Genomic DNA, 14,726 nt, shown 5'->3' with positions numbered 1-14,726 from the left:
CCATCTGGCGTCCGGCCCCGCCGAAGGTGCGGCCATTCGCCAACGGATCCGAGAAGGAACCATGCCAAGCAACGATCAAAGTAGACCGACCGCGCCGTCCAGGGCCGCCGCCGCGCTGATCTGATCGTTGCCGATCACCTTGCGCACCGGCCCCAGGGCGGCCGGTCGGCAGTGAGGTGTTCCCATGAATGCAGCCATTCGTTTCCTGAACGACCTGCGCCGGATCGGCGGCGCGTCGCGGGACCTCAACACGGTGTTCGACGAACGCCTGACCTTCGGCGAGCGCCTTGCCGACCGGGTTGCGGCGGTCGGCGGATCCTGGGGGTTCATCATCGGCTTCGGGGTGTTCCTCGGCGCCTGGGCGGTGCTCAACACCGTCATCCTGGCGGCGCACGCCTTCGACCCGTTCCCGTTCATCTTCCTCAACCTGATGCTGTCGATGCTCGCGGCATTGCAGGCGCCGATCATCATGATGAGCCAGAACCGACAGGCGGCCAAGGACCGGCTGGAGGCGCGGCTCGATTATGAGACCAACCTGCGCGCCGAGGCGCAGATCGAGGAACTGCACGCCAAGATCGACGCGCTGCATGCCGATATCGCGCGGCTGGCGGCAGCCGCCGCGCCGCGCTGAACGGCATCAACAGGCGACGGCGCGCGCCTCTTTTTCGGCTTCGTTGAGCGCGCGCTGGGTGGCGACGCGCTCGGCGCGGACGGCCATGGCTTCCCAGGCGGCCTGGGCGCGGAGATGGCGGTCGCGGACATTGTCGAGATCGCTCTGGGCGGCGGCGGACCCGGCTTCATCGGCGCGGGCGCGGAACAGTTCGATTTCGGTCATCGGCGGGCTCTCTCTCGGCGCTGGAGGAAAGAAGGACATGTGAAAACGGCGGCCCCGGATGGGACCGCCGTTCGCATTTCAGGTCAGTCGGCCGACTGGAGGTTCACCGCGGCCATCTTGCCGCGACGATCCTGTTCCAGCTCATAGGTCACGCGCTGGTTCTGCTGCAGCGTGATCATGCCGGCGCGTTCCACCGCCGTGATGTGGACGAAGGCGTCGTTGCCGCCGGTATCCGGCGCGATGAAGCCATAGCCCTTGTCGGCGTTGAAGAATTTGACGGTTCCGGTGATGCTCATAGCGTTTCCTTACATTGTCGGCGCGCCCCGTGCGGGCGGACCTCGCGCTTCAGGGGCAGGGATGGAAGGAAAGCGGAGCCGCAAAGCACCAATAACCGTCGATTTGCGACTGTAGCAGCCCCTATGTGGGCGCATGCCCCCCCGAATGCAATGGCGCCGACCGCCCCTGCGGCAGGGCGGGCGCTTTGCGGGACCTGCCGCGCGCGCCGCCGACGCCCGGTTTTCCGCGGCTTTTTCCGGGACCGGACGCGCCGCCGGACTTTCTTTTGCGCGCGGGAGCATCGGCGGATGCCGCCGGCAAGGGCAGGGCCGTGGCGGGGGCGCCGATTTCCCCCTCCTCCTTCCTGCTCCCACAGGGGAAGAGCGGGTCCGAATGCTCCGGCTCCTTCGCCTCTTCCGCCTCTTCCGCGCCATACGCCTCCGTTGCCGCTTCCGCCGCTTCCGCCTCCGCCGCCGCTTCCTCTTCCGCGAAAAAGGCGTCGCGCAGTTCGGCCTCGCGGGCGCGGCGCGCCGCCAGTTCGGCGCGGATCGGGGCTTCGATCACGTCCTCTTCCTCGAGCGTCAGCGTGCGCGCATAGCCTTCCTCGCCATAATGGCCCTCCTCTTCGCCGTAGAAATCGTCGGGCGGCGGGAAGCTGGTGCGCCATTCCTGCGCCGCGCTGTTCCACCACACCGGATCGCCACTGGGATTGTCGCACGCGTAAAGTTTAGGAAGTTTAGGCTCGTGCACGGTTTCCGCCGGGGGCGGCGGCGCGAGGGTGAGCAGGCCCGCCGCCTCGGCCCGCGCCCATTGCTCCGCCGTCCAGCCCGCCCGCTGCGCCGGATCGAGATCGGCGATCGCCACCGCGTCGCCCGCCGCCGGATCGGCGCGGGTGCGCAGCCAGGCATCGGCGCGGGCGAGCAGGCGGACGGGGGCGAGATCGTCGGCCGCGCCGTCCACGCCCTCGGCCCCCAGCCGGCGGGCGAGGAACAGCCCGGCGCGCGCCGCGCCGCCTTCCTGCTCGACCAGATCGAGAAACGGTTCGAACTCGCCCGCGACGAGCCGGGCGGCGGCATGATCGGCCGGGCCGCTCTCGCGCTCCGACAGCCGATCGAGCCGCGTGAGCATGTGCATCGCCAGCCGGTTGTCGTGGCGCTGGCGAGTGATGCACGAGCCATCGGGCCGCGTGATCGTCTCGACGCTGCCATGCACCGCGCGTTCGAGCAGCTTGTCGGCCAGATGTTCGCGCGCGAGCAGCAGCGCCGCCTGCCAGCCGAGCGCGAACGCCGCCCCGCGCGCCGAGCGGCGCAGCGCATAGGCGGCGGTGACCGACATGCCGAGCGCGTGGCAGATATTGGTGATGGTGTGCCCCTCCGCCAGCATTTCGAGGAACTTGCGCTGTTTGACCGGCGTCCAGCCATCATGCCGCGGCGCGCGGGTGGGCAGCGGCCCCTTGTCCGCCAGCATATCGAGCGAATGCAGGTCGTCGCCATCGGGATGCAGGGTGAGAAGGTCGGCAGAGTCGGTCATCGTGCGTCTCCTGGAAAGCCCAAGCCGACTCGCCAGATATGCCGGAAGCGGGGCTGTAGGAAAGCGTTTTGTTTTCTGTTTGTTCTTTTTTCGGGGGTGGTGTCCCTCGGCATCGCTGTCCCCCTCACCCTTCCGCGCCTTCGGCGCTCCCTCCCTCTCCCACAGGGGGAGCGGGAGCCGGGCAGGCAAACCCCTCTTGCCTGGTGGGAGAGGGGGGGGGAGCCGCGCGGCGGGAGGGTGCGGGGGATGCGGGGGGAGACGCCGCCGGCACCGCTCAGCGCGGGCGGTGCGTGGTGCCCATGCCGGGGGTGATGAAGATCGCGGTGCAGCTTTCGCCCGGCGCGACATCGGCGATGTGCCAGGTGCCCGCCACCCCGCAACGTACTACGTTGCGGGGACCCCGGAAGACGCGTTGATGGCGTAATCGCCGGGAGCGAGCGCTACGCTTTCGGTGCTGCCGTCGGCATGTTCCTGGTGGAGCGTGCAGGCACCCTGGGTGCAGATCACGCGTTCCGCGCCGTGCGGGTGCATCTCCCACGAATCCCAGCGTTCCGAAAAGGCGAACTGCGAGACCAGCCGGCCCTCCTGCCCATCCGCTTCATGGCGGGCGGCATAGGCCTCGAACCAGTCGGGGCCGGTGAAGTCGGGCTCGACGGTGGCGCTGGCGGCGCGGCCGAGATGGGCGGGGTTGGTGGGGAGGTGGGGCATGCGGGCGTCAGTCGTGCGGCTTTTTGTGCCGGTCGAGGATCGCTTGCACCTGCGCCATCACGACTTCGTGCGGGATGCTGGGTCTGGGGTCGGCGAGCGCCTTCTCGATCTTGGCGCGAAACCATGCGTCATAGGCTTCCGGCGAGGGGATCGGCCCCGGCGGCGCGTAATCGGAGTCCGGGATGTCGGAGTCGTCCTCGGGCATGGCCGGAGGATATCGCGAACAGGGAGAAGGAAGAAGGGTTTTGCGCGCGGAGGCGCGGAGGCGCGAAGAAGGGAAGGCGCGAAGAAGCGTTGGCTTCGGCCGCCCCACACCGTGCTCCTGCGAAAGCAGGAGCCTAGGGTTGCGTAGGACCGCCCTTGTGACTCTGGGCTCCTGCTTTCGCAGGAGCACGGGGAGGGATCTCGACGAAGGGATCAGCGCACTTCGATCACCCGCTCGCCTTCGTCGAGGCGCGCTTCGATGACCGGCCACAGCGGATCGAGCCAGAGCCGAAGGCCGCGATTGCTGATGTTGCCGCAGCGCAGCCAGAGCAGCCGCGAGCGCACCGGCGGATAGCGCAGCAGGAAGTCGTCGTCCTTGGTGACGAGGATCAGCGCATGGGCTTCGACATGGTCGTGGATCGTGCGGTCCGGCGTCTGGCCGCCGAGCAGGTCGCGCACATGCGCCGCTGCGAGGCCACGGTCTTCGAACCATCCGCAGAGCGCGGGCGGAAGCTGGGCATCGACCAGCAGCCGCATCAAGCGGCGCGCACCACCGTGTGATCGACGGCACGCGCGGCATAGGCGAGGCAGGCATGGACGTCTTCGCGGACGATATAGGGAAAGTCCGTGAGCAGTTCCTCGACGCTGACGCCATCGGCCAGCGCATCCAGCACATCGCTGACGCGCATCCGGGTACCGGCAACGATCGGCCGGCCGCCGCAGACTTGCGGGTCGATGGTGATGCGCGAGGTCATGGGAGGAAGATGCGGAGTAAGAGGCGAAGCGTCAAGGGAAGCGGCATCGGCGTAGCCTGAGTTGGATATAGTATCCCCGGAATTCCCATCGCCGTAGCATCAAGCGGCGCGGACCACCGTATGATCGACGGCACGCGCGGCATAGGCGAAGCAGGCACGGGCGTCTTCGTGAAAATTTCCAAAAGATCAGCAAAGTCTTTGAGTTTTCAAATTTCTAAATTTGGCATTACCGGAATGATGTATTCTAGGTTTGTAAAACCCATTCATTTTCATCGATAATTTCTAATAAAGCCGAAGATAGGGAGTGGATAAGTTTCGAAACGTAATCGATATTTGATATTTTAAGTTCTTGTAAGTAACTTAAGAGGTTTCCAAGCTCTCTATCATTATGCGCGCCAATTTTATTGCCAATTGAGTCTATGAGGTTCTGATTTGAATAGTCATGTCCTGCGACGATGCAAGAGTTAATGCCAAGCCAGGCCTCTAAATTTACCTTAACGGGGAATCGCTCGCTTGAGCCCTTCGCCAATGAAACGGAGAATTTGTTACCGGGGCGCTTAGGGGGGGTTACGATTGGGGAAGTTGATACTTCGATAGTCCTATTTTTTAGGGCGCAAATATCTAGCAATATTCTGTCCTTGGAGCCTAATAATTTTCTTATTATGTTCGCGCAGCCCTCAAGATGGTGGAGTTTTCCTTCTTCAACTAAGGTGCGTAGTTCTAGCAACTGATCATATTGAGATTTCGCTGCACAAGTTCTAGAAGAAATAAATTTCGCAATATCGGATTTGTACAGTTTTATGAAGTTTCGCCGTCTGTCGGCTCTACTCATGTCTCCCAACTTGTTTATATTATCAGTATAATTATAGCTAGAGATGGCTCTGTCCGGACGTCCTGAATTGACCACCAATTTGATTAGATTTTTTCCGCTTAAAATTATACCAATTATACACACAAAAGGTGGTTGCTGGTCAATTTCAAATTGATGATTCTTTACGGCAGAATCGTCATTGAAAATTGTTAAATTGCAGTATCTACCTTCGAATCTAATCTTTATTAGTGCCCCCTCATGAGGAATATTTATTTCACGAAGGTCTATTGTGCTTTGAATATCTATGATGGAGAAAATCGTGCTGCCCTCGGAGGAGGCGTTTTCATTGAGGTGCATATGTCTCTCATCCAAAGCCGGAAGATGTCGCTCAACTGTTTGTTACCTTCCCCCGCGGCTTAAGCAACGGCGCCAGATACCGCCCGGTATAGCTGCCCGCCACCTTCGCCACCTGCTCCGGCGTGCCTTCGGCGACGATCTCGCCGCCTTTCACGCCGCCCTCCGGCCCCAGGTCGAGGATCCAGTCGGCGGTCTTGATGACGTCGAGATTATGCTCGATCACCACCACCGTGTTGCCCTGTTCCACCAGCGCGTGGAGCACTTCCAGGAGCTTCCGCACATCCTCGAAGTGCAGGCCGGTGGTGGGTTCGTCGAGGATGTACAGCGTCTGCCCGGTGGCGCGGCGCGCCAGTTCCTTGGCGAGCTTCACCCGCTGCGCCTCGCCGCCCGACAGCGTCGTCGCCTGCTGGCCGACCTTGACATAGCCGAGGCCGACTTCGGCGAGCATCGCCATGCGGTCGCGGATCGGGGGCACGGCCTTGAAGAACTCGACCGCGTCTTCCACCGTCATGTCGAGCACGTCGGCGATCGACTTGCCCTTGAACTTCACCTCCAGCGTCTCGCGATTGTAGCGCGCGCCGTGGCACACGTCGCAGGTGACATAGACGTCGGGGAGGAAGTGCATCTCGATCTTGAGCACGCCGTCGCCCTGGCACGCCTCGCACCGGCCGCCCTTGACGTTGAAGCTGAACCGGCCGGGCTTGTAGCCGCGCGCCTGCGCCTCGGGGAGGCCGGCGAACCAGTCGCGGATGTTGGTGAAGGCGCCGGTATAGGTCGCCGGGTTCGAGCGCGGGGTTCGGCCGATCGGCGACTGGTCGATGTCGATCACCTTGTCGCAATGTTCGAGCCCGGTGATCTTGTCGTGCTTGCCGGCGAGCAGGCGCGCGCCGTTGAGCTGGCGCGCGGCCGAGGCATAGAGCGTGTCGAGCGTGAAGCTGGACTTGCCCGAGCCGGAGACGCCGGTGATGCAGGTGAAGGTGCCGAGCGGGATGCTCGCCGTCACGCCCTTGAGGTTGTTGGCGGTGGCGTTGTGCACCGTGATCTTCTTGCCGTTGCCCTTGCGGCGCTTGGGCGGCACGGCGACCTCGCGCGTGCCGTTGAGATAGTCGGCGGTGACGCTGCCTTCGGTGGCGAGCACCTCGGCCAGCGTGCCCTTGGCGACGATCTCGCCGCCATGGACGCCGGCGCCCGGCCCCATGTCGATCACATAGTCGGCGGTGCGGATCGCATCCTCGTCATGCTCGACGACGAGCACGGTGTTGCCGAGGTCGCGCAGCCGCTTGAGGGTGGCGAGCAGCATGTCGTTGTCGCGCTGGTGCAGGCCGATGCTCGGCTCGTCGAGCACGTAGAGCACGCCCGACAGCCCGCTGCCGATCTGGCTGGCGAGGCGGATGCGCTGGCTCTCGCCGCCGGACAAGGTGCCCGAGGTGCGATCGAGGTTGAGATAGTCGAGCCCGACATTGTTGAGGAAGCCGAGCCGCTCGTCGATTTCCTTGAGGATCGCGCGGGCGATCTCGCGCTGCTGGGGCGTGAAGGTCTCGGGCAGCGTCTGGAAGAAGGCGAGCGCGTCGACCACCGAGAGGCGCGTGGCATGGGCGATGTCCTGCCCCGCCACCTTCACCGCCAGCGCCTCGGGCTTGAGGCGGGCGCCGCCGCAGACCTCGCACGGGTGGCTGGCCTGGTACTTGCCCAGCTCCTCGCGCATCCAGGCGCTTTCGGTCTGCAGCATGCGGCGGTTGAGGTTGCCGATCACACCCTCGAACGGCTTCTTGACGTCGTAGCTCTTGCGGCCGTCGATGAAGGTGAGGGTGACCGGCTTGCCGCCGGTGCCGTGGAGGATGATGAGCTTCACTTCGCCGGGCAGGTCCTTCCACGGCGTATCGAGGCTGAAGCCGAACTCGCGGGCGAGGCTGCCCAGCACCTGCATGTAATAGGGCGAGGGCGGGTTGGACTTGGCCCAGGGCACCACCGCGCCCTTCTTGATGCTGAGATCGTGGTTGGGGACGACAAGGTCCTCGTCGAACTCGAGCTTCTCGCCGAGGCCGTCGCACGCCGGGCAGGCGCCCTGGGGGGCGTTGAACGAGAACAGCCGCGGCTCGATTTCGGGGATGGTGAAGCCGGAGACCGGGCAGGCGAACTTCTCGGAGAAGACGATGCGGTTGTCGGGGATGCCGGTGTTCTTCATCCCCTTCTTGGCCTTGGGGGCCTCGCTTTCAGCGGCGGGAGCGTCGCCTTCCACCCGGAACGCCTGGGGCGCCTCGCGCACCGCATTGCCCTGCAGCGCCTCCACCGTGGTGTCCACCAGGTCGACATAGGCCAGCCCCTCGGCCAGCTTGAGCGCGGTTTCGAAGCTCTCGGCCAGGCGCGTGCCGATATCGTCGCGCACCACCAGGCGATCGACCACCACTTCGATGTCGTGCTTGAACTTCTTGTCGAGCGCCGGGGCTTCCTCGATCAGATACATCTCGCCGTCGATGCGGACGCGGCTGAAGCCGGCCTTCTGCCACTCGGCGAGTTCCTTGCGATACTCGCCCTTGCGCCCGCGCACCACGGGGGCGAGCAGCAGCAGTCTTGTGCCTTCGGGCAGCGCGAGCACGCGGTCGACCATCTGGCTCACCGTCTGCGCGCTGATCGGCAGCCCCGTGGCGGGGGAATAGGGCACGCCCACCCGCGCCCAGAGCAGGCGCATGTAATCATAGATCTCGGTGACCGTCGCCACCGTCGAGCGCGGGTTGCGGCTGGTCGTCTTCTGCTCGATCGAGATGGCGGGGCTGAGGCCCTCGATATGCTCGACATTGGGCTTCTGCATCAGTTCGAGGAACTGGCGCGCATAGGCCGAGAGCGACTCGACATAGCGGCGCTGCCCCTCGGCATAGATGGTGTCGAAGGCGAGGCTCGACTTGCCCGAGCCCGACAGCCCGGTGATCACCGTCAGCGTGTCGCGGGGAATGTCGATGTCGACGCCCTTGAGGTTGTGCTCGCGCGCGCCGCGGACGCTTATGTGAGTCAGCATGCGGAACACCTTTGCTGCGGGATCGTGGTGAGTGCCATAGGGGAGGGTTCTAGCTTTGTTCTGAATGGTTTTCCAGAGGGGGAGATAGGAAGCGCAGGCGCCCTCCGCCACCTGTCCGCAGAGCCTTTGCCACCGCCGGCGAAGACGCCGAAGAAACGACTTGCCCAGCGGAAGAAAAACAGCCTATCCAGATAGTAACGGCAGCCCGTGGCTTTGCGCTGCACCGACCTTTATTTAGGGGTGGAAGCAATGAAGCGCGCAACGGCACTGCTGGCGGCAGGAGCGATCCTGCTGACGCCGGCTTGTTCCATGATCGTGAAGGAAACCCGACACAGCGGCGGCTATCCCGGCTATCTGCTCGACCAGCGGACCTTCGACGCATCCTATTCGAAGAAGCTGCAACTGCTGCGCGCCACGATCATCCTGGCGATGGCGGCCGATATCGGGCGGACGACGGTGAACGGCCAGGATGCCGACGGCTTCGCCCAGCTGCTGGCCGGTGCCGCGAAGGAGATCAACCACGCCGCGGCCGATCTGTACGATGCGAGCACGACCCAGAAGGTCTGCTGGACCCGCGACGAATCCCAGACGCCGCCCATTCCCAACCCCGTGCCGACGCCCACCAGCGCCGACGACCGGAATTGCAGCGGCTTCTTCGAGAATTTCGAAAGCAACGTACCGCTGATCGAATCGCGGATCGTGAAGGTGATGCTGGCGGCGCTGCCCACCGACAAGGCGCGCAAGTTCCTGGAAGACGTGACCAAGGGCGACGTGCTGGGCGCCGCATGGAAGGCGGTGGGCGCGGCGGGCGACATCGTCGGCGGCCTGCATGTCGGCTTTGCGCGCTATCGCAGCGGGCTGGAGACGGTGGCCAGCACCAGCACCGAGTGCAAGGCGACCAATCTGCAAGGCACGAAAGAGCGTTTCCGCGCCGACACGATGACGATCCTGCAGGCGGCTTCGTGCCTGGGCCTTTCGGAGAAGGATCTGTTCCACAATCCGAACGAGTTGAAGGGCATGGATCTGGCCCAAGGCACGGTGAACCCGCGCGCCTTCCTGATGCTGATGCGCGGCGTCGCGGCGGATTGCGTGGCGCTGAACTTCAGCGGCAAGGGCGCGGACCTGACCACCAGCCAGGAGATCCGCGAAAAGGCATGCAACAGCATCGGCTTTGCCCCGACCGCGCGGCCCTATCGCTTCAAATCCGGTTCGTCGCCGCGGGCCGAATCCGCGCCGACGGACCAGGGATCGGGACCGGACCCCGCGCCCACACACGCCGGGGCTGTCGCACCGGCCGCAGCTGCGGCTCCCGCCGCAGTGCCGCCAGCGGCAGCGCCGCCCGCAGTGCCGCCCGCAGTGCCGCCGGCAGTGCCGCCGGCCGGCCCCGCCGCACCGGCCGTTCCACCGGCAGCGCCGGCCCCGCCCGCAGGGACTTGATGCGGGGGCCGCTTCCCGACCAAAGAGGGGCGGGGGAGTGACCTTATCCGTCTGCGTTGCCGGGAAATCAGGACGCGCCCGCTGCTTTTCGGAGCGATGGGCGGATGCCCATTACGAAAAGGGCTAGACGCAGAGACTGCGTAGCGCGTTTCTCGACATCTCAGTAATGATAAGGCGAGCGCTTTGCCCAGATCGTGCCTGGATAGCGGGCGTGGAGCAGGCGGAAGGCGCGCTTGCTCAGCTGGTTGGTGTTGGTGCTCCAGCGGCCAACGCGGTTTAGCCGGTACAGCGCTTCACCGGCACGGGGATCGCGCGGGTGCGCGGCGACATAGGCGAGTGCTTCGTCCCATACTGTCAGGCCGATCGTCCCGCCCTTTTCGACCTCCGAGGGGGTACGGAAGGCGTTGCGTTCGCGCAGCGCCGCAGCCTGGACCGGTTGGGCAAAAGGGGCAATGTGGACCGGGAAAGCGCCGCCGCACTTGTTATCGCAGACAAGATCGGAGCGGGCGTAGCCGTTCTCGGCGGCGGGATTCCACCAGCTGCCAGGTGCATAGGCGCTGGCGGGCGGAAATTCGGGCGGCGCCATCCTGCGCGGCGCCCGCACCAGCCAAGTGTCCCAATAGCCGCCGAACGAAGGTTCCGGGCCATGGGGGCGCGTGTAATTGGCGAGATCGGTGCGCAAGCTGGGGATCTTGGCCATCACGAACAGTTCGGCGAAGCGCTTTTCCGGCCCCGGCCGCGTGCGCAGGATCCGGCGCCAATCCGCTTGGACCTGCGGTAGAAGCGGGGTGAGCGTCCGCGCGCTTTCGTCCACTGCCGTCTCGTTGCGGAGCAGTACGGCGCGGACGAAGTTGGTTAGCGCGAGATCGAGGCGGAGTTCGGCGGGCAGTTCGGCCATGCGCGCCAATGCAAGCCGATCGGGCAGCGGCAGGCGATCAATCAGCATCCGTGCATCGTTGCCCAGGCCGACCCAGGCCTGCCCGCGCCGGCCGAGCTGCTCGGCGCTGATCGCTGAGGCATAGCCGAGGCAATCGCTGGCGCCCGAAACGCAATAGGGCTGGCGCAGCGCATGGGCGGCGAAATCGGCGAGGCTGGTGGCGAGCTGCGCGCGGACGGATAGGAAAATGTTGCGATCCGACGGGGTGAGATCCGTGCGGGCCAGAAGCGCATCGACCCGACCACGCAGCGTCGCATCGGGCTCCTGGCCGATGCGCAGCCGCAGCAGATGGTAACGCGCGGTGAGCCAGGCAGGATCGTCGGCCGCGACGCGATCGGCGGCTTGCGTGAGAGCAGCGGCGGTGGCGTCGCTTGGCTCGACGAGACTGAGCGCAGCGACCAGCCAGGCCGAGGTGCGAGTCGCCCGCCAGCGTTCAACGGCATGGGTGAGCCCATCGGCGCGGTTGCGGGTGCCGAGCGTCGCGATCCAGTCCGCCGTTTCGGGCTTGTGGGGCTTGTCGGCGGACAGGCTCCAATAGTCCTTGAACTTGGCGGCGATGTCGGTCGTCGGCGCCTTTTCGTTGAGCGCCTGGTCGAGCCGATCGCGTAACGCGGCGGGATTCTCGACATAGTCGAGCACCTGCCGCATCCGTTCCACTTCGCCCTTGCCATAGGTGCCGTCCGGCGCGGCGGCGAGGGTGTCGATCGCGGCATGGGCCCGGGCGAAGGCGGCGGGATCGCGGGTGGTGCGCGCGGCGCGCTGGATGGTACGGGTCTGGAGGTACAGCGCCAGCTTCTGCCAGGGCGACGCGGGATCGCGGCCGATCGCGGCGAACGTCGTTTCGGCATCGTCGAGCCGGCCATCGTACAGCGCCAGCGCGGCTTGCTGGTACAGCCGATCGGCGCGCAGCCAGGCGGGGGCGGCGGGATCGAGCGGGGGCAGGGAGGTGTGGGGCTTGCTGCACGCCTCGAACACGGCGTCCTGCCCGTCCACCCAGGCACGCACCCAGGGGGAGCTGGCGCCATAGGCGGCGATGCGCGCCTTCAGCGTCGCGGTGGCGGTGGTGAAAGCATCGGCGAAGCAGGTGGGGATTGTCGTGTAGTCCGGTCCCGGGCGTTCGGTGGCGATCCAGTAGATATCGGTGTCGACGCCGGGCACCTGCCGCCGTGCCGCCAGCCAGACCCCCGTCAGGTCCTGCCAGTCACCGCAACAGGGGGTGGCGAGCGCCTCTGCGGCGTCCGTGCCGGTGCGCAGCCCGGTCAGCAGCCGCCAGTCGAGATAGCGAACCGCCTCCGGCGCGTTGGGCTTGACGATGCCGACCCGCCCCGCCGCGAAGGCGGCCCGGTCGATCGGGTGCAGCGCGTGGCTGGTGACATAATCCAGGATCGGGCCATCCCCGCCGCCCGATCCCGATGCCTGCGTCCCCGCCAGCATCGCAATGCCGATCACCGCCGCGAACGACCACCCGCGCTTCATCGCCACTGCTCCACCTGCTTGCGTACCGCGTCGAAGGTGGAGGGCGTCCAGCTTCGCGGTGCGAACAAATAGATCCTACGGCCTGTCGGCGCGCGGGCAATGGGGGTGTCGGCGGAAATTGCGAGTGCCTTTCGGCAAGCGGGTTCCGACCAGTCGCTACCGCCTTCGATCCGGGAGCGGATCGCCGGATCGCCGCGGCCCATGCGGAACAGCATCGGCACGATCTCGTCGACCGGCAGGGCGTTGAGCCAATCTTCCTGACACCAGCTGGCGATGGCGGTCATTGATAGCGGAATCTTGCGAGGCAGGCCGGCGCGAACGTCGCGCAGCACGTCGACCAGGATCTGGCGCTGGGACTGGCGAACCTCGAAGTCGATTTGGACCCGCGGCGTGGGCACGACCCGGGCGAGATTGAGCGCGGCAGCGGCAACCCGCGCCCGCAGCGCGGGCGTCCAGCGCAGGGGGACGCTGTCGTCGATCTGGATATGGACCACCGCGGTGTTCGGCGGCTGATCGGTTCGCAAAGGATAATGCCGGCCGCGGGCGAGGAAGCCGTCACCCGCCAGCTCGATGAAGCCGGTCTGGACGGCGATCTCGGTGCCCTTGGGCAGGAAGCGCAAATCTTCCGGGCGCTCCCACGCCCAGACGACAAGCTGTGGCGCGGGTGCGGCGGGCTTGCAGGCGGCGAGGACGAGGAGGGAGAGAAGGAGCGCGTGGCGCGCGATGGGGCGGGAGGTTTGCATGCCCGCGCAGGCATAAGAGGACGGGCGCGGGCAGGCCAGCGTTCGGTATGCCAGGGCGGACGGCGCCCCGCGGCATTCCGTTCAGGCTTACGTTATGCCCGCTTCCTGCACACGGGCAGCGAGGGGCCCCTCGATCACCCCGCCATCGCCGCCAGCGCCTTCACCGTGGCGCGGGCGCCCTGGCCGGGGGTGGTGCCGGCGTCGTTGAAGCTGCTCGCCTGGCGGGCGAGGCGATCGACTTCGCGGGCGAGGTTCTGCGCGGCGGCGGTGGTTTCCTCCACCATCGCGGCGTTCTGCTGAGTGGCGCGGTCCATTTCGCCGATCGTCGCCGAGACTTCGCTGATCGCGCCGGCCTGGGCCTGGTTGTCGCTGGCCATCTGGGTGAGGAGGTCGTTCACCGTCGCGACGTCGCCCGAGATGTTGGACAGGGCGCCATCGACCTTCTCGACCATGCCGACCGCGGTGACGATATCGGCCTGCGTTGCGGTGAGCTGATCGCGGGCGCGGCCGGCCTCCTCCTCGGCGCGCATGGCGAGCGCCGAGACGAGATCGGCGACCACCGCGAAGCCGCGGCCCGCCTCGCCGGCGCGCCCCGCTTCGACCGCCGCGTTCATCGCGAGGACGCGCGTCTGGAAGGCGATCTTGTCGAGGCCTTCGATCACATTGTCGATGCCCTTGGCGCTTTCGGCGACGCGCTCCATCGCGGTCACCGCCTGTTCGGTGATGGTGCGGCCGGTGTCGACGGTGGCCTTGGCGCCGTCCGCGCGCTCGACGGTGCGGCGGGCGCTCTGCGCGGTGGCCTTGAGGCGCTGGTCCATCTCCTGCACCGAGGCGGCGGTTTCGGCGAGGCTGGCGGCATTGCTTTCGGTGCGCCGCGCGAGATCGGTGGAGGCCTGGGCGATTTCCTGCGAACCGGTGCGGATCGCGTCCACCGTCTCGTTGATCGCGCCGAGCAGGCTGGCGAGCGACTTTTCGCGTTCCTGCAGCGCCGCCATCGCGGTGGCGCGGCTGGCCTGTTCCTGCTCGAAATAGATGGAGACCGACATCTCCAGATCGATCAGCGCGGCAGTGACGATCGCGCGGAGCTGATCGAAGCGGGGATCGGCCTTGGCGGGGAAGAAGGGGAGGCGCGGGCCGGCGGGGGCGGCGCCGATGCTCTGGATGAGCGAATCGAGGATGATCGCGTAGGAGCCGATATACCATTGCGGCGTGAGGCCGATCTGCGCGTGGCGGGCGCCGATCCGCTTGACGCGGGCGACATAGTCCCCGTCGAACGCGGCGCCGGCGAGATGGCCCCAATGTTCGGACTGGAGCTGCTTGGCCTTTTCGATGTGGCTCGGGCCCGAGAACATGTTCGCGGTTTCGGGATAGGCGGCGATCTGGCCGTACAGCCGGTCGAGCGCCGGACGCATCGCGGCGAGGATGGTATCGCGCGCGTCCGCGAGCAGGGCGCGCTTTTCGGCGGTGTAGCCGACGAAATCGAGGCGGGTCGCGAGTTCCGGATGCAAGGGGCGTTCCTTCCGTTCAGGGCCGCGCGGACGCGGAATGCTAAGCGGCGTTATAGAAAGCCGGCCGCGCGGCAGGCCGCGTCAAGTGCAACGAAGTATTGCGCGCACCCCTGTACTTTGGGACATTCAGGGCCGG

At 66.1% G+C, this 14,726-nt stretch carries 14 protein-coding genes; 2 read left to right on the top strand and 12 right to left on the bottom strand.

Features of this window, described 5'->3' with window-relative positions:
* Positions 1-184: 184 nt before the first annotated feature.
* Entirely contained in the window at positions 185-631 is a 447-nt protein-coding gene (locus ACNFJ7_RS09505) for a DUF1003 domain-containing protein (RefSeq protein ID WP_019367704.1), read from the top strand.
* A gap of 6 nt (positions 632-637) precedes the next feature.
* Here the strand turns inward: ACNFJ7_RS09505 and ACNFJ7_RS09500 are convergent, their stop codons facing one another.
* From ACNFJ7_RS09500 to uvrA, 9 genes are all read right to left on the bottom strand, one after another.
* On the bottom strand, positions 638-835 hold the full coding sequence (locus ACNFJ7_RS09500; protein ID WP_019367705.1) for a hypothetical protein: 198 nt from the start codon (positions 833-835) through the stop codon (positions 638-640).
* An 83-nt stretch (positions 836-918) separates the two neighbouring features.
* A complete protein-coding gene (locus tag ACNFJ7_RS09495; protein ID WP_019367706.1) occupies positions 919-1,131 on the bottom strand; it encodes a cold-shock protein in 213 nt (70 codons plus the stop codon).
* Between the two features lie 121 nt (positions 1,132-1,252).
* A complete protein-coding gene (locus ACNFJ7_RS09490; RefSeq protein ID WP_019367707.1) occupies positions 1,253-2,641 on the bottom strand; it encodes a hypothetical protein in 1,389 nt (462 codons plus the stop codon).
* 384 nt (positions 2,642-3,025) lie between these two features.
* A complete protein-coding gene (locus ACNFJ7_RS09485; RefSeq protein ID WP_419724213.1) occupies positions 3,026-3,349 on the bottom strand; it encodes a cupin in 324 nt (107 codons plus the stop codon).
* Positions 3,350-3,356: 7 nt separating this feature from the next.
* Positions 3,357-3,554, bottom strand: a complete 198-nt coding sequence (locus tag ACNFJ7_RS09480) for a hypothetical protein (RefSeq protein ID WP_019367708.1) — start codon at positions 3,552-3,554, stop codon at positions 3,357-3,359.
* A gap of 212 nt (positions 3,555-3,766) precedes the next feature.
* A complete protein-coding gene (locus ACNFJ7_RS09475) occupies positions 3,767-4,090 on the bottom strand; it encodes a DUF5615 family PIN-like protein (protein WP_019367709.1) in 324 nt (107 codons plus the stop codon).
* On the bottom strand, positions 4,090-4,308 hold the full coding sequence (locus tag ACNFJ7_RS09470; protein ID WP_019367710.1) for a DUF433 domain-containing protein: 219 nt from the start codon (positions 4,306-4,308) through the stop codon (positions 4,090-4,092). The genes ACNFJ7_RS09475 and ACNFJ7_RS09470 overlap by 1 nt, the downstream gene beginning before the upstream one ends.
* 244 nt (positions 4,309-4,552) lie before the next feature.
* Complete coding sequence (locus tag ACNFJ7_RS09465) at positions 4,553-5,476, bottom strand: hypothetical protein (protein ID WP_152997763.1); 924 nt, start codon at positions 5,474-5,476, stop codon at positions 4,553-4,555.
* Positions 5,477-5,507: 31 nt separating this feature from the next.
* The gene (uvrA, locus tag ACNFJ7_RS09460; protein WP_019367711.1) at positions 5,508-8,489 is read right to left on the bottom strand and encodes an excinuclease ABC subunit UvrA; all 2,982 of its coding nucleotides are present in this window, start codon (positions 8,487-8,489) and stop codon (positions 5,508-5,510) included.
* A 249-nt stretch (positions 8,490-8,738) separates the two neighbouring features.
* Between uvrA and ACNFJ7_RS09455 the strand changes: the two genes are divergently transcribed.
* Complete coding sequence (locus ACNFJ7_RS09455) at positions 8,739-9,926, top strand: hypothetical protein (RefSeq protein ID WP_026008803.1); 1,188 nt, start codon at positions 8,739-8,741, stop codon at positions 9,924-9,926.
* A gap of 160 nt (positions 9,927-10,086) precedes the next feature.
* Here ACNFJ7_RS09455 and ACNFJ7_RS09450 read toward each other — a convergent pair whose 3' ends face one another.
* The 3 genes from ACNFJ7_RS09450 to ACNFJ7_RS09440 form a co-directional block, all read right to left on the bottom strand.
* Entirely contained in the window at positions 10,087-12,339 is a 2,253-nt protein-coding gene (locus ACNFJ7_RS09450) for a hypothetical protein (RefSeq protein ID WP_019367712.1), read from the bottom strand.
* Positions 12,336-13,082 (bottom strand): hypothetical protein, encoded by a 747-nt coding sequence (locus tag ACNFJ7_RS09445; RefSeq protein WP_082664421.1) that lies wholly within the window; start codon positions 13,080-13,082, stop codon positions 12,336-12,338. Before ACNFJ7_RS09445 ends, ACNFJ7_RS09450 begins: the two co-directional genes overlap by 4 nt.
* Positions 13,083-13,216: 134 nt before the next feature.
* Positions 13,217-14,590 carry a globin-coupled sensor protein gene (locus ACNFJ7_RS09440; RefSeq protein ID WP_019367714.1) on the bottom strand — a complete coding sequence of 458 codons (1,374 nt, stop codon included), beginning with the start codon at positions 14,588-14,590 and terminating at the stop codon, positions 13,217-13,219.
* Between the last annotated feature and the right edge of the window lie 136 nt (positions 14,591-14,726).

Origin of the sequence: Sphingomonas sp. HT-1, assembly GCF_048568905.1 — a bacterium.
GTDB lineage: Bacteria > Pseudomonadota > Alphaproteobacteria > Sphingomonadales > Sphingomonadaceae > Sphingomonas.
Note: the sequence above shows the minus strand (reverse complement) of the source record. Positions and strands in the feature narration are given on the sequence as shown.